This window comes from Rossellomorea sp. QJM3NY_18 (assembly GCF_056173145.1).
The window spans coordinates 389,417-415,817 of the sequence record NZ_CM149659.1; the positions used below are offsets into that span (position 1 = coordinate 389,417).

The following is a 26,401-nucleotide window of genomic DNA, read 5'->3' on the forward strand; positions in this document are numbered from 1 at the left end:
GGTCACCTCGACTTTCTATAATCAATCGTTCAGTTCTCTTTTGATAAAGGAAGGGGCATCTTCCTTCTGTAACCCAAGAGTCTGGATGGATCCTTGGTTTTTGTACTTGATGATGACGGTGTACGCATTATTCATATGATCGTATACGAGCTCATCCATAATGGATTCGATCTGTTCCGCATCTTTCACTTCGATTCCCTTGTTTTCTTTCTTTAACTCGAGGACCGCCTCTTCCACAGGTTGAGAGAAAGGATCGTTGTAATCAACTGGCTGCGTCACATACATCCATTCGATATCAGATGCCGTCATCTTAAGATCTTTTAAGTATCCTTTATCCTCGAGCCATGCAATGAACTTCTTATCGTTCTTTTTAACGCCGGTGTTTGCCCAAGTGTCCTTGGACATTAGGAATTCAACATTATATAGATTGATTTTGTCGCGGTTCTCAAAGGAATCATCGTACGTTTCTTCTTTTAGGATATTGATGGCTTCCTCGATATCTGCGGGATCTGCTATGGTGATGGCAGGTTTATTCCCCATCTCATTATAAATGGTGAGTTTGTCGACTTTATCTGAGTCGACACCATAAAGTTGTTCGGTTTTCTCCTTATAATTCTTCATTTCATAAAGGGAAGCATACTGAGATCTCACATCTTCTATATCAATCAGGTAATTCCGTACGATTTTGCTGCCGTCCTTCATTTTGTAATAGAGAAAGATCTGCTCGTTTTTCTCATCTGCTCTATTTTTATGATTCTGATGATCCACAATCGCTTCATGAAGATTCAGGACGGTTTCAATCGCTTTCGGATCAGTCATAAAAGGGTCTTTTATCAGATTTTCAGGGTTATCCGTCAGGGAATAATAGCTCTGACTGACATGAACCTTTTCTACATCTGCCAATTCTGGTACTTTCTCTTCATATTGAAACAGATCGAACTGAATGATAAAGCCCAGAAGAACAATGACGATTGCAAATCCTGCATATCCCTTCCATTGACGGAATACTCTCCAATGTTTCTGTAAAATCATCTCACCGATGTAGTAACCAATGAGGGAACCGAAGAAATATCCGAATATGGTCCAGCCTTGGGACTGATAAATTCCATTGAAGTACATCCCGCCGAGCAACATGAAGCAGAAGGAGATACCATATTTAAACAACGGTCTCAAGAAAGGGTATACAATCGCCTGGGAGACAGTCTCCACTTTTCTTATTTTGTATAACACGTATGAGAAACCATAGAATACGAGAGTGATCAAGATGAATAACAAGACATCCGTACCGGACAGGAGATCGTTCTCTAGGTACACCGTTTTAATGAGCGGTGAGTATTTCTCGATTTGAACATTAAAGAAATAGTCCTCAGGAAATCCGAATAACAGATTTTTTAAACTGTAGCACACGAGCATAAACATCCCTGCAGGCAACAGGAGCAGGATATAAGTCAGTGCACCGTGAACGGCTGTCAGTCCCGTTACCATGGCAACGAATGTAGAGGCTGTGAACAGGAGGACGCTCATAAGTATCGTAATGCCGCCCCATACAAAAATATCCTGAACCCCTATATATTGCTGAAGGTCCGTGAATGAATAAAGGGAAAGTAATATCACGGTATTCAGTAGAACCGGAAGGATGAGAATCCCAAACCCTGTCCCGGTAAAATGGAAAAATAATTTTCTGCGGGTGATCGGCAGGCTGTGCATGAAGTCCCCGGCCTGTTTCACATGCAGATAACGAAATAGGAACAAGGATAGGATCACTGGAATAATCAACAACAATCCTATCTGGATCGGGTATTGCATTTTAAATAGATTTTCATAAATCGCAACCTGGTACCTTTGTTGATCCTTGGATAACTGACCGATAATGTCGACGGGTAAAGAAAAGAGAAGTCCAATAAAGTAGACTATGCCGACCCATCCAACATTCCGCAGGCTTTGAACGATGATTTCTTTATTGATCCATGATGTTTTGGATGGCATATCCGACGTCCTCCATTTCATAAACAAAAATTTCTTCAAGTGTCAGGGGCAATAAGTCAAAGATCACTGGACGATAGGGCTGAATCAAGCTCCTCACCCGTTGCTCGTCGCCGCGGACAATACAGAGGGACACGCTTCCCCTCGTTTCGTTATGCAGGATATCAAGATCACTAAAGAGCTGCTCGGGAATCGCCCCCTTGAATGCCAGCTGTACTTTGTGAATGCCGGACTTCAAATCATCGAGTTCCTTCTCCAGTAAAAATTCCCCTTCATGCAAAATTCCGATATGATCACAAATATCTTCCACTTCCCGGAGATTGTGAGATGAGATGATGATGGTCATGTCCCGGTTGGCAACTTCTGAAATCAGTACGCTTTTGGCTTTTTTTCTGACAACGGGATCAAGGCCGTCCATCGGTTCATCCAGGATCAGTACGTCGGGTTGAGTGGCCAGGGCCAGGATGAAAGCCGCCTGCCGCTGCACACCTTTAGAGAATTTATGAAGGCTTTTATGAGGATCAATCCCGAATAATTTACTCAATGATTGAAAACGATCCTCATCCCAACGGCTATAAGTGTTCTGGTAAAAACGGGCCATTTGAGTCAATGAGTAATGAGCAAAGAAAAACGGTTGATCAGGAATGAAAAACAGGGTTTCCTTCGTCGGGATATTTTCATAGACGGGCTGGGTGTTTACGGACACCTCTCCACTTTCAGGCTTTAACACTCCCGCAATGGTCTTCAACAAAGTGGTCTTTCCCGCACCGTTCGATCCGAGCAGGCCGTAGATCGATCCCTTTTGAACAGAGAAAGAGATGTCATGTAAGATTTTTGTGCCTTCAAAGGCTTTGTTTATGGATTTAATCTCGATCATCAGTTTGATTACCCCCAACCGTTGCCTCGATTTCTGCAATCATCTGCTTTAAGTCTTCCGTTGTGATCCCCAAGTAAAGGGCTTCAGACAAAAGTTTAGACAACTCTTCTTTTACTTTCATGATTTTCTCCGCGTTTTGAATGTGACTTGAAGGATTAACAAAGCTACCCCGTCCTTTCACAGAATAAATGAATCTTTGAGATTCGAGTTCCCTGTAGGCTTTTTGGATTGTGTTTGGATTTATGGTCAGCTGCTGTGCCAGGGTACGAACCGAAGGTAATTGTTCGTCCGGCTTCAGCACTTCATTGATGATTAATTCTTTAAGCTTTTCGACTAATTGTTCATAGATGGGTTTACGACTTCTTAAATCAAGCTCAAACATATCCACCCTCCCGACTGTGTGTAGTGTACTATGTGTCTTAATACAGTTAAAGTATATAACAAGTTCTGCCAGTTTGGGAAGGGGGGAATGAAAAAAATTTCAAATAGTTTGTTGTAATGTTTTAGTAGAAAGCAGTAGTTGATTTCCGTTCCAGGATGCTCGCTTTCCTCGGGGCTGGCGGTGAGGAAAGCGAGCATCCTTCCACTCCAATCAACTTAGTACCAATTTTTAAAGATGATACAAAATCCAATAAACTTTCAGAAATAACTTTTTGTAAAACATCATAGTAATTCAACACTAAATACAGTCTTAACCTTATAGCTAATATTGAATGGATGAGGACAGACGTAAAGCGCATGGGTAGGAGAACGTCCACAATGATTCGTTATTTTATTTATCACATGAACCTCTCACCATAAAATGGAATTTATGTTAGCATATAGGCATATCTAAAGGAAAAAGGGGATTTTTATGGACGTACGTGAACCGATTTTGTCGATAAGGGATTTGAAGAAGAAGTTTGGTAGTAAGGAAGTGTTGACGGGTGTCCAGCTGGATGTGTATAAAGGACAGATCATCGGCTATATCGGTCCGAATGGTGCCGGGAAAAGTACGACGGTCAAGATCATCCTCGGCCTTGAAGAAGGGTGTTCGGGGCAAGTGACGCTATTCGGTGAAGATATATCCGGTAGTTCCGTAGAATATAAGAAACGGATAGGTTATGTGCCTGAGATGGCGGATCTTTATGATAACCTGACAGCAGAAGAGTACCTCACATTCATGGGTGAACTATACGGAATGGAACCAAAAAAGGCGCAGGAGAAAGCGGAGAGGCTCATCGGATTGTTTGGACTATCAGAAGTATATGAATCAAGGATCGCATCTTATTCAAAAGGGATGAAGCAGAAGATTCTAATCATCTCGAGTTTATTACATAATCCCGATGTTTTATTTTTGGATGAGCCCATCAATGGACTCGATGCCAATTCGGTCATGATTTTTAAAGAGCTCCTCTCCCAGCTTGCCGCAAAGGGGAAAACCATCTTCTATTCCTCTCACATCATGGATGTTGTGGAAAAGATCAGCAACCGTATCGTTCTTTTGCATAACGGCCAAATCGTGGCGGATGGCAGTTTTGAAGAATTGAAGAATCAGAATATGGAAGGATCACTGGAGGAAATCTTCAACCAATTAACCGGATTCAATGAGCATAAAGAAACGGCAGCGGAAATTGTTTCTGTTGTGCAAGAGGTGTAAGAATGAAGGAATTTCGTACCCTATTGTTTCTGGATTGGTTTCAAGGATTGTTTACGAGGCTTGGATTCGATTACAGGTTGTTGAGAAAGATACTTCAAGTCAAGCTGACGATGGATCAAAGGCGTGTGCCTACGATCTTCCAACAGCAAGGAAGGAAGAAAGGGAAGGATGAAAACCGTTTTATTAAATCCCTCTGGGTATATGCGCTGTTTGGATTATTCGTCATTCCTTTCATTGTGATGGGAGATCAATATGTTTTTCAGATGAGCATCACCTTTACCGTACTTATTTTCATCGTCATGACGTCGATGATTTCTGATTTCTCAGTCGTCATTCTGGACATCCGGGATCATACGATTCTGTTTACCAAGCCTGTCGAAAGGAAAACCATCAGCCTGGCTAAAATGCTTCATGTGTTTATTTATCTGTTTTTCCTGACGGGTTCCCTGACCGCCATTCCATTGGTCGTAGGGTTGATCAATCAAGGTCTTTCCTTCTTTTTCATTTTCCTGGCAGGGATCATCTTGATGAACATCTTCATCGTTGTATTTACGGCTATGCTCTATTATTTTATCCTTCAATATTTTGATGGGGAAAAACTGAAGGATATCATCAACTATGTGCAGATCGGATTATCCATCGGACTTGCCGTAGGATATCAGGTGGTGGCACGTTCCTTTGAATTTGTGGATTTGACGATCTCTTTTACACCGGATTGGTGGAATATCTTTCTGCCTCCCATCTGGTTCGGAGCTCCGTTTGAATGGTTCCTGAACGGTAATCACCAGACCATGATCCTGATTCTTTCATGTACCGCGGTACTGATCCCATTCCTTGCTCTTATCGTTTATGTGAAAGCATTGCCGACATTTGAGAAGAATCTTCAGAAATTATCTTCCCATGGCGGTAAGAAGAAGAAAGCCCGTATCCGGTTCGGGGATGGTCTCATGAAGGTATTATCCAAGTCGAGCGAAGAGCGGGCATTTTACAGGTTCGCCCATTATATGATGAAAAATGAAAGGGAATTTAAGTTGAAGGTGTATCCCGCCCTTGGGTTTGCCATCATCATGCCGTTTATATTCATCTTCAATGGATTGATGGATGGAACAAGGGAAGATCTCCTGACTTCAAGCATGTACCTATCGATCTATTCAAGCTTCATCGTCATACCGACAGTCGTGATGATGCTCAGTTATTCAGGGAAATACAAGGGATCCTGGGTGTACAAAGTAGCACCAGTCGCGAGCCGTGTGTCCATCTACAAAGGGACATTGAAGGCCTTTCTTATGAAACTGTTCCTTCCGCTATATGCCATCATAAGCATTGTCTTCATCATCCTGTTTGGGTACCGCGTGATCCCTGAAATCATCATCGTCTTTGTCAGTGCCTGTATATTCACCGTAATTTGTCTGAGCTTAATGAGGGGGACACTGCCATTTACAGAAAGTTTCGAAGGTATCCAGCAAAGTGACAGCTGGAAGGTGCTGCCCTTCTATCTCATCGTAGGGGTGTTCTTTGGCCTCCATTACCTGGCCCTGCAGATTCCATTCGGTATTCCGGGCTACCTCATCCTTCTATTCGTCCTCAACCTGATCTTATGGAAAACAGCCATAAGGGTTGAGTAGGAAGCACGTCTCTGTCTTATAAGGCAGAGGCGTTTTTTGTATATCCCCCATGGTTGTATGGAAAGTATAAACGATACATACACCATTTCAAGCGAATGACATATATATAGAAAAATAATGGGCACTGGTAAATAGGTAGTATGCCGTTTCCTTTGACAAAGAAAGTTTCCTTGATGCAAGATGGTAGTATTCAAAATGTTGATCGGAGGAGAGTGGTTCGTATGTTCATAGACTGGTTAAGTGGATTTAATCCTACGATGCAGGCGCTGTTCGGCGGTCTGGTGACATGGGGGCTGACGGCCCTTGGAGCAGCCACGGTGTTTTTCTTTACGAAAATAGAAAAGCATACGTTGAACATGATGCTCGGGTTTGCCGCTGGAGTCATGATCGCAGCATCGTTTTGGTCACTGCTTGCGCCTTCAATAGAGTTCAGTGAGCAAAACGGTCAGATACCATGGCTTTCCCCTGCCATCGGCTTTTTACTTGGCGGCATATTTATTAGACTTTTAGACTTTGTCGTACCGCATTTACACTTGGGGAACGAATCGGAAAAAGCCGAAGGACCTCCAACCAAATTCAAAAAATCGACCTTATTATTCCTGGCGATCACCCTCCATAATATTCCGGAAGGTCTTGCCATCGGTGTTGCCTTCGGTGCTGCGTCACTTGGCCTCGGAGACGCAACCTTAGTGGGAGCCATCGGCCTTGCCATCGGAATCGGTATTCAGAATATGCCTGAAGGGGCAGCTCTTTCCATTCCGCTGAGGGGAGATGGGATGTCCCGTTTGAAATCCTTCCATTACGGTCAGCTATCAGCCATCGTAGAGCCGATTGCAGCCGTGATCGGAGCCGCTGCCGTCCTGATGGTGCAGCCGCTGCTGCCTTATGCCCTTGCTTTCGCGGCGGGAGCGATGATATTCGTCGTCGTCGAAGAACTGATTCCTGAGTCGCAATCTTCAGGAAGTACGGACTTGGCTACAATGGGATTAATGCTCGGTTTTGTCGTGATGATGATTCTGGACGTTTCTTTAGGATGATTAATCAGAAGGCATGCGCCCAAAGCGCATGCCTTTTCCCTTCCATAAACTAGTATAATGGAAGGGGGAGGGGATCTGTATGAAGATTGGTCTTATAAGGCATTTTAAAGTAACCAGGGGTTATCCTGCTTCGTATGTAACGAGTGATGAGCTGATGAAGTGGGTGGAAGAATATGATATCTCAGGCGTAGAAAGCAATACAGTTGATCTAAAAGATATTGAATGGAAAAGCTGTTATTCCAGTGACTTATCAAGGGCTCAAATAACGGCTGAAACGGTTTATGAAGGAGAAATTACCTTTCTAAAGGAACTGAGGGAAATCAAATTATCTCCCATATTCCGGTCTGACAGGAAGCTGCCGCTGTTCCTTCATTTAGCATTCATAAGGCTCGCCTGGTGGTTCAATCATCGGTCCCAGCCTGAAAGCAAGCGGGAAATCGAAGAGAGGATCCGTGCTGTGGTCGATAGGGTCGTCCAGGAAGGGAAAGATGTGCTCATCGTAGGTCATGGGGGAATCATGATATTTATGAAAAAAGAATTACGAAAGCGGGGATTTACTGGACCGTCGTTCAGGAGACCCTCCAACGGGAAGTTGTATGTATATCAAGACCGGACAGGGTGATCACTTGCCCAATCGGTACAATAATTCAGAAGGGAGACCGTAAAATGGAAGAAGTTCATTCACTGAAAGCCATCCATGAAAAGCTGGAAGCTGAGAAACTGCTACTGCTATACATATCAAGGCCCGATTGTTCTGTTTGTCACGCACTCCTGCCACAGGTGGAAGAGATGTTGAAGGATTTCAAATCTGTGAGATCCATCCATGCCGATGCAGAAGAAATCCCGGAAATAGCAGGAGAGTTTTCCATCTTCACCGTGCCCGTCATCATCGTATTTGTAGACGGCAAAGAAATGGTCAGAAAAGCACGCTTCGTTCCAATCGACGAACTTCACAGCCAGATTTCACGCCTGACAGAGATGTTAGACGACTAAACAAACGTTTGATTAGTAAGTGAAAACGTTGATTGGTCTGGCTTGGATAGGTTAAACAGTTGTTTAGGATGTAAAATATCAGAGCTCAAACATAAATGATAGGTTGGATTATAATTTCATATTTAATCTTAAAACTTAAAAGAGCTGCTAAAAATGGGTATTTTGACACACCTCATTAGAGTAGCTCTTTTGTCATGGTTCAGTGAATAGGTATATAATAGAGAGTATAAGAGTATAGTAGTTATGAGAAATAAAAGGGGGCTTGATGAATGATCAGATTGTCCAGGACAAAGAAAGTCATGTTACTCTGTTTCGCAATCATCCTCATAATAGTAGCCAACCGGATTTCCACTGTACAACATCTGACGGCAAGAATCGCCACCAACCTGTATGTGAGCCTGAAATATCAGGAACTTGACCTTGAATACCAAAACGTCGAATTCTCACCCCAGTTCGGAGATTATTCTGTAGCGTATAAGGACAAAGATGGTAAGGTATATGGATTTATGGTCACCCCTAAGTCAATGCCCGTCATCATCCTTCATGATCCTCTTAGTGAGACACCTTAAGAAAAAGTTCCTTATCATGCTTTTCAAATATCATTCTTCATGTATAATAAACCATAACAACTTTATAAACGGTACCACAAGGGGAGCGAAAGCTGAGAGTGAACAATCTGTTCTGACCCTCTGAACCTGTTAGTTAGGACTAGCGTAGGGATGTGGAAGATAGGCATCATAGTGCTTATTTCGATTATTTCATTCTCCCTCCTTATGGTTTCGTTTTATTACATAAGGAGGATTTTTGTTATGAAAAACACTCGACTTGTCGTATTGCTTGAAGCTTCGTTGATGGCGGCTTTTGCAGTCATTCTCGATATGCTGCCTTCTATTAAGCTATCACCGAGTATCTCGATTTCAATTGCTATGGTTCCAATCTTTCTATTATCCTATCGAAGAGGATGGAGAGCAGGGTTGATAGGAGGCTTTTTATGGGGGATCCTTCAGATTGCCCTCGGGGATGCGTGGATTGCGACCCCGGTTCAAATGGTGATTGAGTACTTCATCGCCTTTGCTTTTATCGGCTTTGCCGGGCTTTTTGCGGGGAGGATACAGGACGCACTGGGAAGCAGCCGACGATCCAAAGCGATCTTATGGGTAGTGATCGCAACATTTGCAGGAAGCCTTGCCCGTTATTTCTGGCATTTTATCGCCGGGTTCGTGTTCTTTGCCGAGTATGCACCGGACGATATGTCCCCGTTGCTATTCTCTTTCGTCATGAACGGAATCACCATGTTGGGTTCGGCATTTTTATGCTCCATAGTGTTGGTGTTCATAGCAAATATGGCACCAAGATTGATCAAAGTGCAGTCGCATCAACAGGAAATCAGCCGAAAGGCATCGTAAAATCTTATCGACCGATCCTTTAATAGGGTCGGTTTTTTCTATCAAGGAGCGGGGAAGAATGAAATCCACTAAAATCATCCCGTTCCTCATTGCTTACACCACTGCTTTCCTATAAACTAGACCTATTCAAAAAATAGTACGTGTGGAGAGATCGTATGGAAGCAAAAATGATAAGAAGATATGACATTATGGAGGTCAGCCTGCTGGCGGGGAAGATCATGCTTCAAAGTGGGGCGGAGACGTATCGCGTCGAGGACACGATGATGCGTATCGCCGCTTCTTATGGGATATCGGAATCGCATAGCTATGTGACCCCCACTGGGATCATCTTCTCGATTGAAACCTCAGAACCGACCAAAACGAAGCTGATCCGAATTAATGAGAGGTCTACGGATCTTGAGAAAGTGACCCTCGTGAACAGTATCTCAAGGCAGATCAGTAAAGGGCATCTGACCCTTGAAGAAGCATACAACGCCCTTGAGAAGCTGGATCAGTCCGATTTATCTTATTCCTTCCTGATTCAAGTGGCCGCGGCTTCGATTGCAAGTGGTTGCTTTCTCATCATGTTCCAGGGGATGTGGAAGGACTTCATTCCTGCTTTGATCACGGGAGGCGTCGGGTTTACAAGCCTGATTTTTTTACATCGCCTCGTTCCGATAAAGTTCTTCGCGGAGTTTCTTGCTTCCTTCATCATCGGCATGGTGTCATACGGTTTTGTAAAGCTTGGCATCGGGCAGGAATTGGATAAGATTATCATCGGATCTGTGATGCCCCTTGTTCCCGGTCTCCTGATCACCAATGCGGTCCGGGACTTGATGGCGGGTCACCTGGTTTCTGGTCTCTCAAAGGGCGCGGAAGCTTTTTTAACGGCATTTGCCATTGGCACGGGCATTGCTGTCGTGTTTACATTGACGTAAAGTGAGATTGGGGTGAAAAGGGAATGCACATCATCGAGCAATTAGTGACCAGCTTCATTTCCGCCGCTGCATTCGGGATTATCTTCAATGCTCCAAAGCAGTCCCTTTTTAAATGCGGAATCGTCGGAATGCTTGGGTGGATCATTTACATACTTATGAGTTTAAATGAAACCGACACCGTTCTTGCCACGTTACTTGCCTCCTTTGTCGTGGCTGTGGTCAGTCAGGTGTTTGCGAAAATGTACAAAACCCCGGTCATCATCTTCTCTGTTGCCGGGATCATCCCCCTCGTACCCGGGGGACTGGCGTACGATGCCATGAGAAACTTCGTCCAAAACGATTACAATGCAGCCATCAACCTGGCAGCCAAAGCCTTCATGATCTCCGGTTCCATTGCCATCGGGCTCATATTTTCGGAAGTCATCAACCAGGTCATCCGAAATGCGCGCCTGAACGCAAGTGCCCGGCGGATGAGATAGAGGGACGGACCTTACTTCTGTGAGGTCTGTTTTTTTTACCTGAACCCCTCCCCGATTCCACCGTTCTCATCCCCATTGCTAAGGCTGTTTTCTGCATCATTTAGACTATCTTTTTTTGTCTGGTTTTGAAAAAAAATCTTTGGGTAGATAAGTATTAGCATTATACATTTTCCATATATGGAAGGGAGAACATCGAATGAACAATGAGATAACGCGGGAATGGTACGGGTATTTAGGAAAGCTTCCAGATCTGTTATTAGCTTTATTGGTGCTATTGATCGGCTGGATCATAGCAAAGGCTATTGAAAAAGCCGTTTACGGAATCTTAAAAAGAATAAAGATCGATGATAATCTATATTTTGGCAGCAGGACCGGGGAACGGAAATGGACATCGGAGAAAGTCATTAGTAAAATCGTGTACTTCATTCTGTTGGTGTTTGTGTTTATCGCCTTCTTCAATATCCTTGACTTGAACTTCATTGCTTCACCTTTAGTCGGTATGTTGAGTACGATGGCGGCAGCGATTCCCAATGTCTTAAAAGCGGCACTTATTCTATTGTTTGCATGGATTGTTGCCTCTGTCCTGAAGGTATTGATTGAGAAACTGGGCATGAGACCAGCCGTTAAAAGCACGCTGGTGAGATCTAAACTGGCGAAAGATGAAAACGATGCACATCGATATGTCTACACGGCCGCGAGAATTGTCTTCTATCTCGTGCTTCTCGTATTCTTACCGGGAGTGTTGGCTGCTCTTAATATTGCAGGGGTTTCCGGACCTTTCACGGAAATGCTCCAAAGCTTCCTGGCGTTTATACCTAAGCTGTTTGCAGCGGCTATCATTCTCCTTGTTGGCTGGTTTGTTGCCAAGATCGTCCGGGATATCGTGACGAATTTCCTGAAAGCGATTGGCACAGAGAGAGTCGCTGACCGATTCGGCATCGGGAAACTTTTTCAAGGAACAACGGTTTCATCGGTCATTGGGACGATTGTATTCGTTCTCATCATGATTCCAGTCACCATTTCTGCACTGGATCAGCTGGATATCAGAGGTATTTCAGAACCGGCAATTCACATGCTCAATCAGGTCCTTGTGATGCTTCCGAATATTGCGGTTGCGATTGTACTCATTCTAGCAGGAATCTGGGTTGGTAGATGGGTTGGTGCATTGGTTGCACGTTTATTGAACAGGGTAGGATTCAATTCCCTGTTACGAAATATGGGGATTGGGCGTGTTAGCGTCAATAAGAACCCATATGAAGCCAAGGGCTCATCCTATATGAATCTATCAGGACTTGTAGGCAGAGTCGTTCAGGTTATCGTTGTTTTCCTATTTGTAGTAGAAGCCCTTGAAATGGTGCGTTTGGAATTTTTGGTCGCACTGGCAACAGGTGTATTAGCTTATGTGCCACATGTATTAGCAGCCATTGTCATTCTTGGGGCAGGATTGTACCTGGGTAACTTAGTTAAGAGCATCCTATCCAATGTATTGAGTGATAACTTCCAAGTACTGTCGAGCATCACGAAATACGCAATCATTGCCTTAAGCTTCTTTATGGCCCTGGATCAATTAAAAGTGGCTGATTCCATCGTTAATATTGCGTTCATGTTGACTCTTGGTGCACTGGCACTGGCTTTCGGTTTAGCCTTTGGTCTGGGTGGAAGGGACTTTGCGCAAAAGTATCTTTCTAAACTGGATCGGAAAATTGAAGAAGAAAAGAACAGACCAACTAATGGAGGTACGGATACTCCACCTTTCAATCAATAATAGTAACACTCCGCATGATCCCTCTCTATAGGGTCATGCGTTTTTTTATGTGAATCCCCTTTGGACAGCATGACACTTCCAACTACCACCCTGCATAAAAAAACGATATGATGATACATATAAATTATGGCAGATACTTGTTTAGAGGGGTGTTCGTTTGAAGGTCATACGTTTCTTAAAGCCTTACCGGGCTGCCATGGCAGTTGCCTGGAGTTTAATGCTGGTAGAGCTTGCTGTAGAACTATTGAATCCACTGTTTATGGCGCGGATCATCGATGAAGGTATTCTGAACAAAGACTTGGACATCGTATTGAAATGGGGATTCATCATGGTTGGGATGTCCCTTGTTGCCTTCTTTTCAGGCGTGACGAATTCATTTTTTGCTGCACATACGAGTCAGGGATTTGGGTATGATGTGCGGGAAAGCCTGTATAGGAAAGTTCAATCGTTTTCGTTTGCCAGTTTTAATAAACTTCCGGCATCTTCTCTCATCACGAGGATGACGAATGATGTGAGGCAGCTCCAGAACACGATCTTCATGAGCCTCAGGATCATGCTCAGGGCTCCATTACTTGTAGTGGGTTCCACCATCATGGCCCTGATCGTCGATGCCCGGCTTGCGGTTATTCTAATCGTTGTGATTCCCGTGTTATGGCTGTTCCTGTTTTGGGTGTTGAAACGCGGGTGGAGTCTGTTTGAAAGAGTTCAATCCAGGCTGGATAAAGTAAATGAGGTCATGAAGGAAAACCTTTCCGGAATGAGGTTGATCAAAGCGTATACGAGGAGTAAGCATGAAGAAAGCCGATTTCATGAAGCGAATGAAGATTTGAAGGATCGAACGGTACGTGCCCTCAGGTTCATGGAGATCATTATGCCTCTCTTGATGCTGGTCATGAACCTTGCTCTTCTTTCCGTTCTATGGTTCGGAAGTATAGATGTTGCCGCAGGCGGTGCCAAGGTTGGAGAAGTAGTAGCGATTGTCACGTATGTCACGAGAATCTCATCTGTTTTTTCCATATTCTCTTTCATCATCACCAGCTTTTCAAGAGCAAGGGCTTCTGCTGAAAGGGTGGAAGAAGTACTTGAAACCGAGATCGACTTGAAGGATGGAGCGGAGGTAGACTTTCGCAACAAAGTGGTAAGAGGAGAAATATCGTTTAAAGATGTATCGTTTCAATATCCATCCACCAGGGGAAAGGTGCTTCGGGATGTTTCCTTTAAGGTAGGAGCGGGACAAACCGTTTCCATATTAGGGGCTACGGGGTCAGGTAAAAGCTCCCTGTTTCAGCTCATCCCCCGTCTGTATGATGCAACAGAGGGGACCGTTCAATTGGACGGGCGGGAAATCCGGACCATTCCACTGGATCAAATAAGAAAAAATATCGGATATGTCCCTCAGGAAGTCATCCTGTTTTCCGGATCGGTTTCAGAAAATCTCTTATGGGGAAAGGAAGATGCCACAAAAGAAGAAATGATTCAAGCGGCAAAAGATGCCCAAATCCATGAAACCATCCTGAGTCTTTCCAATGGATATGATACGGTCCTCGGGCAAAAAGGGATCAATCTTTCAGGAGGTCAGAAGCAAAGGCTTTCCATTGCCAGGGCACTCATTCGAAAACCGAGGATTCTCCTGTTGGACGACAGTACGAGTGCATTGGATTTAAAAACGGAGTCAAAGCTCCTTCGAGCATTGAAGAAATATGAGTGTACAACCATGATCATCACTCAAAAGGTCAGTACAGCGATGGAATCCGATCGTATTCTGCTGTTGGAAGATGGGGTGTTGATCGGAGAAGGGACCCACCAGTCCCTGGTAGAAGAGTCCGTTCTCTATCAACAAATTTACCAGTCTCAATTCGGAGAGGGGGAAATCCATCATGTCTAGGCATATGCGAAAGAAATTGGGTGAGAACGATAAGGTGAAAGATGCAAAAGGGACACTAGGGCGCCTGTGGAACTACCTTTCCAAAATGAAGGTCATTTTGTATCTTGTCATATTAATGGTGTTCCTTAGTTCAGCAGCGGCACTTCTCGGACCATTTCTTGTGGGGAAGGCGATTGATGACTTTATCGTCACGAAGGAGACATCGGGTCTGGTGGGACTGATCGCAGGCTTGATTGCGGTGTATATCCTGCATTCTATGTCCGTATGGTTTCAAAATTATTGGATGATCGGTGTCGCTCAGGATACGGTATACAGGTTGCGGAAGGATCTCTTCCATCAATTGCATCAACTCTCCATCCCTTTTTTTGATAAACGGAAGCATGGTGAACTGATGAGCAGGGTGACCAATGATATTGATAATGTGAGTGCCACCTTGAATAGTTCGTTCATTCAAATCATATCCAGTGTCCTTACATTAATCGGGACCGTCTCGATCATGCTTTGGCTCAGTCCGCTCCTGACTCTCATCACACTGACTATTGTCCCCATCATGGTCTTTGGCATGAAGTGGATCACGAAACGGACAGGCCGCCTATTTAAACAATATCAGCACAATATCGGTGAATTGAACGGCTATATCGAAGAAACGATTTCTGGTCACAGCATCATCAAAACGTTTTCCAGGGAAGAAACGGCCATCAAAGAATTCGGTGAAAAGAATCAGCGGCTAAAGACAGCGGCGTATTGGGCGGATACGTATTCCGGTTTCATTCCGAAACTTATGAACGTGCTGAACAACCTCAGTTTTGCCGTTATTGCCGGAGTAGGAGGGATCTTTGCCCTGAATGGCATGATCACGATTGGTGTCATTGTCATATTCGCTGAATATGCAAGGCAGTTCACGCGGCCACTGAATGAGCTTGCGAATCAGTATAATACGCTCCTCTCAGCGATTGCAGGTGCTGAGCGTGTATTTCAAATTTTAGATGAAGAGGAAGAAGCGAAGGACGAAGGAGATGCCGTAGAAATCGAATCCGTTGAAGGAAAGGTCGACTTTCAACATGTTTCGTTCTCCTATGAAAAAGGAGAACCGACATTAAAGGATGTATCTTTTTCCATTCACCCCGGTGAAACCGTTGCCCTGGTTGGACCGACAGGGGCGGGTAAGACAACGATCACCAATCTCCTGTCCCGGTTTTATGAGCTGAATGAAGGAAGGATAGAGATCGACGGCCAAAATATACAAACCATTAAACGAAAAAGCTTACGTCAGCAGATGGGCTTCGTTCTCCAGGATAGCTTCCTGTTCCAGGGGACGATTGCTGACAATATCCGTTACGGCCGGCTAAGTGCAAGCGATAATGAGGTAATGGATGCCGCTAAGCTCGCCAATGCCCATACCTTCATCGAAAAGATGCCCGAGGGCTACGATACGATGTTGCGGGTGGATGGAAGCGGGATCAGTCAGGGTCAAAAACAGCTATTGTCCATTGCGAGGGCCATCCTGTCCAATCCGTCCATCCTGATCCTCGATGAGGCAACGAGCAGTATCGACACGATAACGGAGCTGAAGATCCAGGATGCCCTCAAACGGTTGATGAAGGGCAGGACGAGCGTAGTGGTCGCTCACCGTCTTAACACGATCCGTCAGGCTGATCAAATCCTGGTCCTTGATGGAGGAAAGATCATTGAACAGGGCACTCATGATGAGCTTCTTAAGGTGAAAGGCTTTTATCATGGACTGTATCATAGCCAGTTGAAGGAAAGCGGTTAAGGGGAAAACGTGATTTTTCGGTTTTGATAATAAATCCTGGGAATTGAAAATAAAACGAATGGAATTGAAAATAATATCCGGGATTTGAAAATAAAAGCAGTGTTTTTGAAAATAAAACCGTCATTTGCTGGGGAAGACAGTGAAGATTCACAGAGAACATAAAAAACACCTCAAAAGTCAGCACTTTTGAGGTGTTTTTTCTTAGTAAAGGGGCTAATCATCCCGTTAGCAATCCCTTTAGTACTGCCTTTAATCGGATAAAGACAATTCTGTAACTTGCAACATCACAAGTAATATATTTATATCTTGAACGTTGTTTGCAGATAATAAACAGCCGCGGGCAATTCCTTGAGTCGTTTGATATACCTAAACGACGTAAGCCCTACCTCTCTTACATCCTAACGGCTCCGAAGCCGATCCAGTGTGAATAAGTTGTTAAATCAAAACAGAATAGAATTACGAATTATCTTCTCTATCGTTTCAATGTATGCTACAAGATTACAATAACTAAATATATCATCTATCTTGTAACATGTCAAGGAATCATTTTAATTATAATTCAAGCGACTGGGGTGAATCCTCTTCGTCATTCATTAGTCTGATGGCAGTCGGCTGGATTTTCAGGACGATGTAATTTGGATCGTCCGGGCCTTCAAACCATCTCTTCATATGGTCATTCCATAGTTTTTCTTTGTAGTGGGCGGAATCTTCAACGGAAGCACGTCCTTCGATTTCAACGAAGGTGTCACCGTATCCTTCCCCTTCATAGCCAAGGAGGATGTGGACATTGGGATTTTCTTCGATTTCATCGGTTTTATGCGTGTCACTGTTCGTTGGCGTATATAAAGTCAGTTCGTCATGTGAGAACGTCATATAGCGGGAATGAGGCTTATTCTTCTTCACAGTCGCAAGCGTCCCCACTTTACTTTCATCAAGAACCTTTAAGATTTGTTGTTTCAGTTCAGTTTGTGACAATCAATCCATCTCCTTTAATCTTTCGTATACCCATACTATTCCTTTTCTGAGAGGGAAATAAACATGTGGATGTGTAGACTCCATCCACATCGGGAATAACGAAAATAATAAGAAGTGAAGGATGATGCGCGTGATACCGGAAACACTGGTGAATCTGTGTAAAGAGCGGATGGAGCCTTATAACTGTGAAGGCTTTGTCTATGGAAGGGGACCGATGAACCCTACCATCATGATTGTAGGGGAGGCACCCGGGGAAACCGAAATTCATAATGGGATGCCTTTCAGCGGGAGAGCGGGTAAGGTGCTGGATCAGTTCTTTCATTACCTCGGTTTAGGAAGAGAAGATATTTACTTTACCTCTACTGTCAGAAGCAGGCCTTACAAAATCGTACAAAAGAAAACCTTGGACAATGAAATAATTGAAAAGAAATACAACAGGGCGCCGATTCTTAAGGAACAGCTGGCCCATGCACCGATTTTGGATTATGAGCTTGAACATGTGAAGCCGAAGCAGCTTGTCACATTGGGTAATATAGGCTTGCAAAGATTGCTGGGTAAAAAGTATACGATTTCGGACGTACACGGCCAGCTGATCCAGTCGAAGGTAAGGCGGTTGAAAGATCTTGATTCAAACGAATGGACCTGGAGCGATGAAACGTACTCCATCTTTCCGACCTTTCATCCAGCTTCGATTTTCTATAATCGTTCGTTGGAAAAAGACATCTATAAGGATCTTGATCATTTGAAAGAAATACTTTATAAGAAGAAAAGCTGACATTTGGCGTGTCAGCTTTTTAAATGATTATTTTTTCGACATATTCTCCTGAGCCATTCTGACAAGCTCCTTCACCATATTACCACCGATCGATCCTCCGACCTTCCCCGCTTGTTCTGACGTTAATTTACCATTATATCCCCTTTGTAGAGGGATTCCCTGTTCCTTTGCGATTTCATATTTGGCTTCTTTTGGATCCCGGGTACCCGCCACCCTCGCTTTCAGCTGGTCCATTGCGGCTCGCGATTCAGGAACGAGAAGTTTTCTTTTCGACATTTTATCACCTCTTTTATAGAATGCCCCAAATTTTTTTTGCGAGTATGAAGTCTTGGCATATAAGGGTTTTTCTACGTTTGGAAAATTTTCGTCATAAAAAAAGATTGTCTATATTGTGTCAAATAAAATATAATTCTTAATAGTTAGAAAATTTTTATAAAAATAAAAGGGGGAAATGCCGTGGAAGAATTCGTTGGCAAGCTCGTAGGGATCCTTTGGTCCCCGGTCATGATTTATTTTTGTTTGGGTGTAGGCTTACTATTTTCTATTTTAACGAAGTTTTTGCAGGTCCGGTTGATTAAAGATATGATGGTTCAAATATTTAAGGGTGGAAGCTCAAGTGCAGGGGTGTCTTCATTCCAGGCTTTGGCTCTTTCATTATCCGGACGTGTAGGAACGGGGAACATCGCCGGTACGGCTACTGCCATCGCCTTCGGTGGTCCGGGAGCTGTCTTTTGGATGTGGGCGATTGCATTCATCGGTGCAAGCAGTGCCTTTATTGAGTCGACATTAGCTCAAATTTATAAAGTGAAGCAGGACGGGGAATACCGCGGGGGCCCGGCCTATTATATTGAAAAGGGTATTGGCTGGAAGTGGTATGCCGTACTATTCTCTTTTGCGACATTACTTGCTATGAGTATCCTAATGCCGGGGATCCAGTCAAACTCCATCGCATTAGGAATGGAAAATGCATTTGGTCTTAACACGATGGTCACAGGTATCGGTCTTGTCGTGTTAATCGGGGTCATCATTTTTGGCGGAGTCAAACGGATTGCGGGTGTGGCTTCTTATGTAGTACCGTTCATGGCCATTGCGTATATTCTTCTTTCCCTTATCATCGTCGGAATGAATATTGCTGAGATACCGGCTGTTTTTGCCCTTATTTTCAAAAGTGCATTCGGTGCAGACTCAGTATTCGGTGGAATCATCGGTATGGCTGTATCGTGGGGAGTCAAACGTGGAATCTATTCCAACGAAGCAGGCCAAGGAACAGGACCTCATGCTGCTGCGGCGGCAGAGGTTTCACACCCGGCCAAACAAGGATTGGTTCAAGCGTTCTCGGTGTATATCGATACCCTTCTTGTTTGTACGGCAACGGCATTCATGATCCTGTTTACAGGTTCCTTCAATACGGAAGGTCCAGACGGGACGATGCTTGCGAACAATCTGGATGGTATTGAAGCAGGACCTGGTTATACACAGGCTGCCATTGAATCAGTGCTTCCGGGATTCGGGGCATCATTCGTCGCGATCGCTTTATTCTTCTTTGCCTTTACGACGATCATGGCATACTATTACATGGCTGAGACAAATGTGGCTTACTTATTGAGAGGAAAGAATACAAAGGCGGCCATGGTGATCCTGAAGGTAGTCCTTCTTGGAGCCACTTTCTATGGAGCGGTAAGAGAAGCGGCTCTTGCGTGGGCGTTGGGTGATATCGGACTTGGACTTATGGTATGGCTGAACCTGATCGCGATTCTCATCCTTGCCAAACCGGCACTTAAAGCGTTGAAGGATTACGAGGAACAGAAGAAGCAGGGGCTTGATCCGGTCTTCAACTCGAAAAAACTCGGTATCAAAAATGCAGAGTTCTGGGAGCAGGAATATAAAGTCGAAGATAAAGAAAATGCTTCTTAACCTATAAACAATAAGAAACCTGTTGCCTAAGTGGCAGCAGGTTTTTTTACTGAAGCGGGGCTCTGATTTTAGAATAAAGTCTTTCCCCGATATATCTTTGGGAATATGTAACCCGATCAGATTAGTAAGCTTTATCTTTGAGTCGGGCAGCGAAATTGATTATGATAAACGGAGAAGAGAAACGTCATTTTATCATTTGGAGGTGCTGTTTCATTGGATTTATATCAATCGTTTATTCAGAATGAACGCCAAAGGAAATTGGTTGATTTAGCCGGGGAGCTTGCTGATGCTTTTTCTGAAAGAGGGGAGACGTACGACCGGGAGGATGTGTTCCCTTATGAAAATTTCAACGACCTCAAAAAAAGTGGATATGGGACACTATCCCTGCCGAAAGAATATGGGGGAGAAGAAATCAATTTGTATGAGCTTGTTTTGATCCAGGAGAAACTGGCTACAGGGGATGCCGCCACGGCATTATCCATTGGCTGGCATTTGGGTGGATTGATGGAGCTTACAGAAACCCGTGCCTGGGAGGAAGAGATTTTCAAAGATCTGTGTGAGGAGATTGTGTCAAATAAAGCTCTCGTGAACCGTGCGGCCACAGAACCGGCAACGGGCAGCCCGACGCGTGGGGGACTGCCTCAGACCAAGGCGATTAAAAACGAGAAGGGCTGGAGAGTAACAGGCAGAAAATCCTTTACATCAATGGCGAGAGTATTGGACTATTCCTTAGTATCGGCTGTGATCGGTGATACCGAAGAGAAAGGCTTCTTCCTTGTGGATCATGAATTGGAAGGCGTGAGCATTGAAGAGACGTGGGATACAATTTCCATGAAGGGAACGGGGAGTGATGACCTTGTTCTGAATGACGTCCAGTTACCGTCTTCTTCCCTCGTGGAGCGGGACAGCGACCAAGGGAAGAGTGATCTTCCTAAAGCATGGCTTCTTCATATCCCTGCCTGTTATATAGGGGTAGCGGTGGCAGCGCGTAATTATGCCATCCAGTTTGCCAAAGACTACTCCCCGAACAGTCTGCCCGGGCCGATCAAGGATGTTCCGGAAGTCCAATGGAAAATAGGTGAAATTGAATTAGAGTTGTTTAAAGCCAGGCAGATTCTATATTCCGTGGCAGATAAGTGGGTAAGGGAGCCTTCCAAACGGTCCGGGATGACTGCAGAACTTTCTTCTGTCAAGCATATTGTGACAAACAGCGCCTTTCATATCGTGGACACTGCCATGAGGATCGTGGGGGCAAGAAGCCTATTTCGAACCAATCCCATGCAGCGTTTTTATCGTGATGTGAGAGCAGGGCTTCATAACCCTCCAATGGACGATATGGTCATTGCAATGCTAGCGAATAACGCCCTGAAATAAGCTTGAAAGACAAGAGTCTGAGACAAAAGTATTCAGCCAAAAGAAAATCCGAACGATCATTCGAAATTCTTAATTGAAAATCGAAGTCGTTCGGATTTTCCATTTGGATGTTTACGTACATATTGTTACTTTTGGATGTAGTAAGTAGTGGTTGATTTCCGCTCCAGGTGCTCGTCTTCCGCCCGAGGAAAGCGAATCTTGCACGGAAAACAAAAGCGGTGTAACAAGTGATCCTAACTATTTTTTGATTGTTCGTCTTTAGAGAAAACGGATTTAGTTATGACCCAGCCTCTTTCTGCTCCTGGTGCATCCATCATTCCGGGTACAGTGCTTTTTTCAATACGTTGCGATGCTGTGTTTCCAGGATGTGAATTTCACTCAGCTCCTCAACAAGATCATGAATGGATAACAGTTCATAAAGCATGATGGTTTCGCAGGAAAAGTGATGCTTCATGGATTGGAACGGCTTCATATGAAGCCCCTCCTGATCCTCCCAGAATTCCTCCAATAAATTCTTCATAAGGGTGAAATGCTGATCGGGAATACCAAATGAAGGGTGGTGCATGATGTCTTTTAAACTTAATGTGGCATCCATGATCCGCTCTTTTTCTTCGTCACTGAAAGAATAGTGAACGGGTAGATAGATGATGTTACCGATATGAAAAAGGATCTGTCTCAGGATGTTCAGCTTCTTATACTCATAATTGAAACAGCGCATTTCCTGACGGTTGGAGCGGTGGAGCTTCCATTCTTCTTTTTGGTATTCGCATAGAGTATCCGTTGATTCAATTTCTCTTAAAATATCATTGAATATCATTTTCGTCTCTCTGTGCAGAGAATGATTCTGAAGGACTTCAGAGCCTCTTCTTTCCAACAGATTCCCTGTTTTGAAATAGAGATTATGAATGTTTGTTGAAATCGTGTTGCTATAATTAGGTGGAAGGATCCACAGATTGACTAAAGTCGATACAATCAATCCGATTGTAGTCGTACCGAGACGGATGAAAAACGTCGCAACGTAGTGATCATGGATTGTGGGGATCATGGCGATTCCAGTTAATGTAGCGACCAGGATACCAGCACCCAGATTGAGCTTATGGCAGGTGATGATCGTCAGGAGTGCGACCAGGGCATAGGTAATGGCATGGTTCCCTAATGTATGAGTGATGATCACGGCAAATAATGCACCGATAGCCGATGCGGGAAAGCGGACGTACGCTTTTTTGATTGAATTGGCAGCCGTCGGTTCAATGGTGACGATGGCGGTTATGACGGCAAAGGTCGCCGGCCAGTTTAACAGTTCACATACGAGAGCAGTAAGGAAAACGGCAAGTCCCGTTTTAGCAATCCTTCCCCCGACAAATTGAAATTTTTTCAGAAAACCCATAATATGCCCCTCTTTAATAAAATCACTATGCCCTATTATAAAGTAAGAAAAAACCAAATTAAATAAATTGACAAAAAAAGAACTGTTCAGGGAACAGTTCTTTTATATATGATAACTCATCTTAGAGGCAATGGCCGTAATAAGATTTGGATGGACTGAGGCATCTTCCGGTCGTTCTGTGCCTCTTTTAAATACTTGAACATTCTTTTGCCCGCACCAGAGTTTGCGGAATGAATCGTGATTCTTTCTGCAAATAACTGTTTTTCCACCATGTAGTGGACGAGCATTAAACCATTACGTGTCTTACTCTCTAAGTCGTGATCCAGTGAAAGATGAGCGATAGAATAATTAAGAAGCAGGTCAATACATTCATCGATGTCTTTCGCGAGAATGTACCCTTGGGGACAGTGTCGATAATCGTCTAAAAACACATTTACTGTCATATTTATTCTTCTTTCGTCATTTGACTTAATTTAAGCCTAACAGAGATTGACAAATACTTATATAGTTCAATAGTATGAATATTACCATTATATTTGTAATTTTTTGTGAGGAATCTTTATGTCATACACTTTTCGTAGAGAAGAAAGTATTATTTCCTCCCCAGTATGTTCAATAATAAATCGGGTCGATCTGTAATGATGCCGTCTGCACCGAGTTTGATGAGTCTTTCCATGGTTTCCCGGTCGTTGACGGTCCAGTAATGTACCTGGAGGCCGATGCGGTGTGCGCCTGAGATCAGAATTGGTTGTGTCAGGTCCAGGTTTCCTTCTTGAAGGGGAAGTTGAAAGGCATCGACATCCGATTGATAAAGATTTCGCATGAACAGTTTGTGGAGGATGACGAATTTTTTTGCTTCTTGTTTCCCTCCTTGTGTGGCAACCCTTCCTTTGGAAGATGATTCAACTAAATTAATGATGTTTTGATCGAATGAGGCGATGAGGACTTTATCCTCCATATCGTATTCTTCAATCAGCTTCAATAACTTTTGTACAATTTCCTCTATACGCTCTTCAGGGTTGTCGTCTTTTACTTCAATATTGATCCTCATATCGGGAAACCGCTGAAATACTTCCTCTAGGGTCGGGACATATATATGTTTTCCCCTGAAGGAGTACTGTCCCTTCAGGTCTTGAAAATAGTACGCCGCGTCAAGCCGTTGGAGTTCTTTCAATGTGTAATCTTTTACATATCCACGTCCGTCCGTTGTCGCATCGACTGTGGGATCATGAATCGTTACCAAGTGCCCGTCTTTGGTAATATGTATATCCGTTTCGATGACATCGGATCCAAGATCCACGGCATTTTGGAACGCTTCAATGGTATTCCCTGGTGCAAGATGTTTCCCCCCCTGATGTGCGATGACAAGGGGACGCTCATTTTCCTTTTGGAAGAAAGGGGGTGGTGTGGCCTTTTCAACAGGCAGCCAGTACACGATGATTGTAAACAGGACAAAGAAAGCGATCATCATCTCGATGACAATGAAGCGCTGTTTTTTGGACGTTTCGGGTAGCTTCGTATTTTTCATCTGCGTTCATCCTTTTAAATAAAAGATCTTATTTTTCATTATAAGTACGACCTTGTTTATTTAGGACAATAATATAAGAGAAATTCAGATTAATATAAAAGAGGAATAAGAAGGTATGATTGATTTTTACTTTTTGAAGTAAAAAAATTACGTTTAAAAATAAAAAAGTATTGCTTTTGAAAGTAAAATAGATTACCTTATAAAGTAAGGAGGGATATTTACCATGGAAGATCATTTAAGGCTGAATGTTTCATTGCTGCGTAAGCGTGTGCCGAATCTCACAACAGCGGCCAAAACGGTGGGCTTAAGGCCGGCCACTGTGTCAAATTTATGTACAGGTAAAATATCGGTGGCCCGTGCCGAGGTGAAAACGATCGTGACCCTTGCAAACCTGGCGAATTGTACGCTGGATGAATTGATTATTCAAGGAGGGAAATTAAGTATGATTGAAACTGGAATTAAACCACTTGATTTATTTGCACCCATTGTTCAGGGGGGGACTAACGGATTCGTTGCGAGATCTCAGATCGGCCAATTTGTCGTTTTGGCTGAAATGACACAAGTATTGAAAGAGAAAGGTTACCATGCCATATTATTAACACCGGATCAGACCTACCCCGGTTTAAGTGATCTTGAAGGATTCGTGGATGCGAAATGCCACACGCTCGAAGATGCCTTTGCGGAGGTTTCATTGGTGGATGATAAGGAAAGCATTCTCCTGTATGTTGATCGTTCGTTTATCGTCTCAGGGAAGCTGTATGAATTAAGAGAGAGGTTCGAAGCAGAGGGCTATCCTGACATCACGACCATTTTATTTGATCCAAGTGGAGAAGCAGTCGATGAAGACGACCCGTTTGGTCCACTTGATACCTTGTGTTATTTCGACATTGATCTGGCTACCCGTGGTATGTACCCGGCCATTCATCCCGTTCAGTCGACGTCCGTCCTGTTGGAAGATGAAGCGTTGGATGCAAGTCATGCCACGACCCACAAGAAGGCAAAGAAAGTATTAAGGCGATATAAAGAAATTCGCGTCCTGATGAATACGATCGGTAAAGATAAAATTCCCGATGCAGACCTTGAACTATTCCAAATTGGGGAGAGACTCGAAGCATACTTGAGCCAGCCTTTCTATGTAGCAGAGGAATTCACTAACGTCAAAGGCCAAAGCGTACCGGTCCAACAAACGATCGGGGACATACAGAAGATACTCCAAGGGCACTACAACCACCTCGAACCCAAACACCTCACCTATAAAGGACGATTGAATTAACCAACAGTAGAGGGACGGACCCCGGGCAGGAATGCCGGGGTCCGTCCCTCTGATTTTTTCGTTATTTAATATTTATTGAGAAAGGATTTATTCGAATCCTGCAAATGCCTATATGAATAATCAAAACGCTTAGGGGAAGGTCTAAGTGTTTTTTTGTTGAACTTAAAAAATTCCTTAACTCCATTTCCCGTACATACGTTCCATGATAGGATAGAAGATATGAATGATAAATCCTAACGTGCAGGCGACAATGACCGTTCCGATGCCGACTGCCCCGTGGAAGACCATGGCGAGGGTGATGGCAATCGCTTCATTTAACAAGCGGGAATTGCGCAAATTCAACCCAAAACGTTGATGGATCGCCACCATGAACGTATCCATGGGGCTTGAAGGGAGCTTGGCTTGAAGATAGATGGAGATTCCAATCCCGAGGAGCAGGATACCGATCAAGACAAAAGTTAATTGCTGACCAAATCCCACAGGTTCAACTGTATTAAGGCCCGACGTGATCCAGTAATCAACCATCATCCCGATCACAAAGATGGAGAGGGCGGCTAACCATTGGACACCTTCTTTTAATAAAAATGCGTTTATGAGGATGAGAATGCATCCATTCATGAATATGCATGTGCCGATAGAAAGGTGAAGCAGGGTCGATTCCCCGACGGCAAGTGCATCCCAGGGAGCCGCTCCCAAATCCCCTTTGATAATAAGTGACACCCCTAATGATAGAGACAGTAATCCAATGCAATAAAAGATGAATCTTGCCTTCATTCTCCCGAATCCTCCGTTCCA

Annotated in this window: 25 protein-coding genes and 1 riboswitch; of the genes, 16 read left to right on the top strand and 9 right to left on the bottom strand. The window is 43.9% G+C overall.

The features are described 5' to 3' along the window. Window positions 1-21: 21 nt before the first annotated feature. Genes AC0VXY_RS02075 through AC0VXY_RS02085 form a run of 3 tightly spaced genes read right to left on the bottom strand, consistent with a single transcriptional unit; the run spans window position 22 to window position 3,242 of the window. A complete protein-coding gene (locus tag AC0VXY_RS02075) occupies window positions 22-1,986 on the bottom strand; it encodes a hypothetical protein (RefSeq protein ID WP_475526733.1) in 1,965 nt (654 codons plus the stop codon). Next, window positions 1,958-2,860: an ABC transporter ATP-binding protein gene (locus AC0VXY_RS02080; RefSeq protein WP_435993803.1), complete on the bottom strand. Its 903-nt coding sequence runs from the start codon at window positions 2,858-2,860 to the stop codon at window positions 1,958-1,960. Before AC0VXY_RS02080 ends, AC0VXY_RS02075 begins: the two co-directional genes overlap by 29 nt. Further along, window positions 2,847-3,242 (bottom strand): GntR family transcriptional regulator, encoded by a 396-nt coding sequence (locus AC0VXY_RS02085; protein WP_034760902.1) that lies wholly within the window; start codon window positions 3,240-3,242, stop codon window positions 2,847-2,849. Before AC0VXY_RS02085 ends, AC0VXY_RS02080 begins: the two co-directional genes overlap by 14 nt. A gap of 471 nt (window positions 3,243-3,713) precedes the next feature. Between AC0VXY_RS02085 and AC0VXY_RS02090 the strand changes: the two genes are divergently transcribed. From AC0VXY_RS02090 to AC0VXY_RS02145, 12 genes are all read left to right on the top strand, one after another. Continuing rightward, window positions 3,714-4,499 (top strand): ABC transporter ATP-binding protein, encoded by a 786-nt coding sequence (locus AC0VXY_RS02090; protein WP_475526734.1) that lies wholly within the window; start codon window positions 3,714-3,716, stop codon window positions 4,497-4,499. Between the two features lie 2 nt (window positions 4,500-4,501). Then, window positions 4,502-6,124 (top strand): hypothetical protein, encoded by a 1,623-nt coding sequence (locus tag AC0VXY_RS02095; protein ID WP_475526735.1) that lies wholly within the window; start codon window positions 4,502-4,504, stop codon window positions 6,122-6,124. Window positions 6,125-6,345: 221 nt separating this feature from the next. Further along, complete coding sequence (locus tag AC0VXY_RS02100) at window positions 6,346-7,161, top strand: ZIP family metal transporter (RefSeq protein WP_475526736.1); 816 nt, start codon at window positions 6,346-6,348, stop codon at window positions 7,159-7,161. Between the two features lie 79 nt (window positions 7,162-7,240). Further along, window positions 7,241-7,783: a histidine phosphatase family protein gene (locus AC0VXY_RS02105; RefSeq protein WP_435993794.1), complete on the top strand. Its 543-nt coding sequence runs from the start codon at window positions 7,241-7,243 to the stop codon at window positions 7,781-7,783. A 44-nt stretch (window positions 7,784-7,827) separates the two neighbouring features. Next, entirely contained in the window at window positions 7,828-8,154 is a 327-nt protein-coding gene (locus AC0VXY_RS02110; protein WP_475526737.1) for a thioredoxin family protein, read from the top strand. 269 nt (window positions 8,155-8,423) lie between these two features. Further along, window positions 8,424-8,723, top strand: coding sequence for a hypothetical protein (locus tag AC0VXY_RS02115; RefSeq protein WP_435993790.1), 300 nt, complete (start codon window positions 8,424-8,426; stop codon window positions 8,721-8,723). 69 nt (window positions 8,724-8,792) lie between these two features. Then, window positions 8,793-8,891, top strand: a riboswitch (TPP riboswitch). Window positions 8,892-8,963: 72 nt separating this feature from the next. After that, on the top strand, window positions 8,964-9,560 hold the full coding sequence (thiT, locus tag AC0VXY_RS02120; RefSeq protein ID WP_435993788.1) for an energy-coupled thiamine transporter ThiT: 597 nt from the start codon (window positions 8,964-8,966) through the stop codon (window positions 9,558-9,560). 155 nt (window positions 9,561-9,715) lie between these two features. Continuing rightward, a complete protein-coding gene (locus AC0VXY_RS02125; protein ID WP_435993786.1) occupies window positions 9,716-10,477 on the top strand; it encodes a threonine/serine exporter family protein in 762 nt (253 codons plus the stop codon). A 23-nt stretch (window positions 10,478-10,500) separates the two neighbouring features. Further along, window positions 10,501-10,956 carry a threonine/serine exporter family protein gene (locus tag AC0VXY_RS02130; protein ID WP_061809986.1) on the top strand — a complete coding sequence of 152 codons (456 nt, stop codon included), beginning with the start codon at window positions 10,501-10,503 and terminating at the stop codon, window positions 10,954-10,956. 196 nt (window positions 10,957-11,152) lie between these two features. Beyond that, on the top strand, window positions 11,153-12,721 hold the full coding sequence (locus tag AC0VXY_RS02135; protein ID WP_475526738.1) for a mechanosensitive ion channel: 1,569 nt from the start codon (window positions 11,153-11,155) through the stop codon (window positions 12,719-12,721). Window positions 12,722-12,917: 196 nt separating this feature from the next. After that, window positions 12,918-14,606, top strand: a complete 1,689-nt coding sequence (locus AC0VXY_RS02140; RefSeq protein WP_435994673.1) for an ABC transporter ATP-binding protein — start codon at window positions 12,918-12,920, stop codon at window positions 14,604-14,606. After that, window positions 14,599-16,380, top strand: a complete 1,782-nt coding sequence (locus AC0VXY_RS02145; protein WP_475526739.1) for an ABC transporter ATP-binding protein — start codon at window positions 14,599-14,601, stop codon at window positions 16,378-16,380. Before AC0VXY_RS02140 ends, AC0VXY_RS02145 begins: the two co-directional genes overlap by 8 nt. 552 nt (window positions 16,381-16,932) lie before the next feature. On the opposite strand, the gene AC0VXY_RS02150 is transcribed toward AC0VXY_RS02145, so the two are convergent. Next, window positions 16,933-17,355: a pyridoxamine 5'-phosphate oxidase family protein gene (locus AC0VXY_RS02150; protein WP_435993780.1), complete on the bottom strand. Its 423-nt coding sequence runs from the start codon at window positions 17,353-17,355 to the stop codon at window positions 16,933-16,935. A gap of 121 nt (window positions 17,356-17,476) precedes the next feature. Between AC0VXY_RS02150 and AC0VXY_RS02155 the strand changes: the two genes are divergently transcribed. Continuing rightward, window positions 17,477-18,130: a uracil-DNA glycosylase gene (locus AC0VXY_RS02155; protein ID WP_435993778.1), complete on the top strand. Its 654-nt coding sequence runs from the start codon at window positions 17,477-17,479 to the stop codon at window positions 18,128-18,130. A gap of 27 nt (window positions 18,131-18,157) precedes the next feature. Here AC0VXY_RS02155 and AC0VXY_RS02160 read toward each other — a convergent pair whose 3' ends face one another. Next, a complete protein-coding gene (locus tag AC0VXY_RS02160; RefSeq protein WP_435993776.1) occupies window positions 18,158-18,406 on the bottom strand; it encodes an alpha/beta-type small acid-soluble spore protein in 249 nt (82 codons plus the stop codon). Between the two features lie 180 nt (window positions 18,407-18,586). On the opposite strand from AC0VXY_RS02160, the gene AC0VXY_RS02165 reads away from it, so the two are divergent. Together AC0VXY_RS02165 and AC0VXY_RS02170 are read left to right on the top strand one after the other, a co-directional pair. Further along, window positions 18,587-20,044, top strand: a complete 1,458-nt coding sequence (locus AC0VXY_RS02165; RefSeq protein WP_435993774.1) for an alanine/glycine:cation symporter family protein — start codon at window positions 18,587-18,589, stop codon at window positions 20,042-20,044. Window positions 20,045-20,257: 213 nt separating this feature from the next. Continuing rightward, a complete protein-coding gene (locus AC0VXY_RS02170; protein ID WP_475526740.1) occupies window positions 20,258-21,418 on the top strand; it encodes an acyl-CoA dehydrogenase family protein in 1,161 nt (386 codons plus the stop codon). Window positions 21,419-21,731: 313 nt separating this feature from the next. Here the strand turns inward: AC0VXY_RS02170 and AC0VXY_RS02175 are convergent, their stop codons facing one another. The 3 genes from AC0VXY_RS02175 to AC0VXY_RS02185 form a co-directional block, all read right to left on the bottom strand. Continuing rightward, window positions 21,732-22,805: an aromatic acid exporter family protein gene (locus AC0VXY_RS02175; protein ID WP_475526741.1), complete on the bottom strand. Its 1,074-nt coding sequence runs from the start codon at window positions 22,803-22,805 to the stop codon at window positions 21,732-21,734. Between the two features lie 116 nt (window positions 22,806-22,921). After that, window positions 22,922-23,248: a cyclic-phosphate processing receiver domain-containing protein gene (locus tag AC0VXY_RS02180; protein ID WP_224521535.1), complete on the bottom strand. Its 327-nt coding sequence runs from the start codon at window positions 23,246-23,248 to the stop codon at window positions 22,922-22,924. A 149-nt stretch (window positions 23,249-23,397) separates the two neighbouring features. Next, window positions 23,398-24,333 (bottom strand): glycerophosphodiester phosphodiesterase family protein, encoded by a 936-nt coding sequence (locus AC0VXY_RS02185; RefSeq protein WP_475526742.1) that lies wholly within the window; start codon window positions 24,331-24,333, stop codon window positions 23,398-23,400. A gap of 223 nt (window positions 24,334-24,556) precedes the next feature. Here AC0VXY_RS02185 and AC0VXY_RS02190 point away from each other — a divergent pair, with 223 nt between their 5' ends. Continuing rightward, window positions 24,557-25,606, top strand: a complete 1,050-nt coding sequence (locus AC0VXY_RS02190; RefSeq protein ID WP_435993766.1) for an ATP synthase beta subunit C-terminal domain-containing protein — start codon at window positions 24,557-24,559, stop codon at window positions 25,604-25,606. A gap of 174 nt (window positions 25,607-25,780) precedes the next feature. Here AC0VXY_RS02190 and AC0VXY_RS02195 read toward each other — a convergent pair whose 3' ends face one another. Then, window positions 25,781-26,380 carry a YczE/YyaS/YitT family protein gene (locus tag AC0VXY_RS02195; RefSeq protein ID WP_435993764.1) on the bottom strand — a complete coding sequence of 200 codons (600 nt, stop codon included), beginning with the start codon at window positions 26,378-26,380 and terminating at the stop codon, window positions 25,781-25,783. Window positions 26,381-26,401 lie beyond the last annotated feature (21 nt).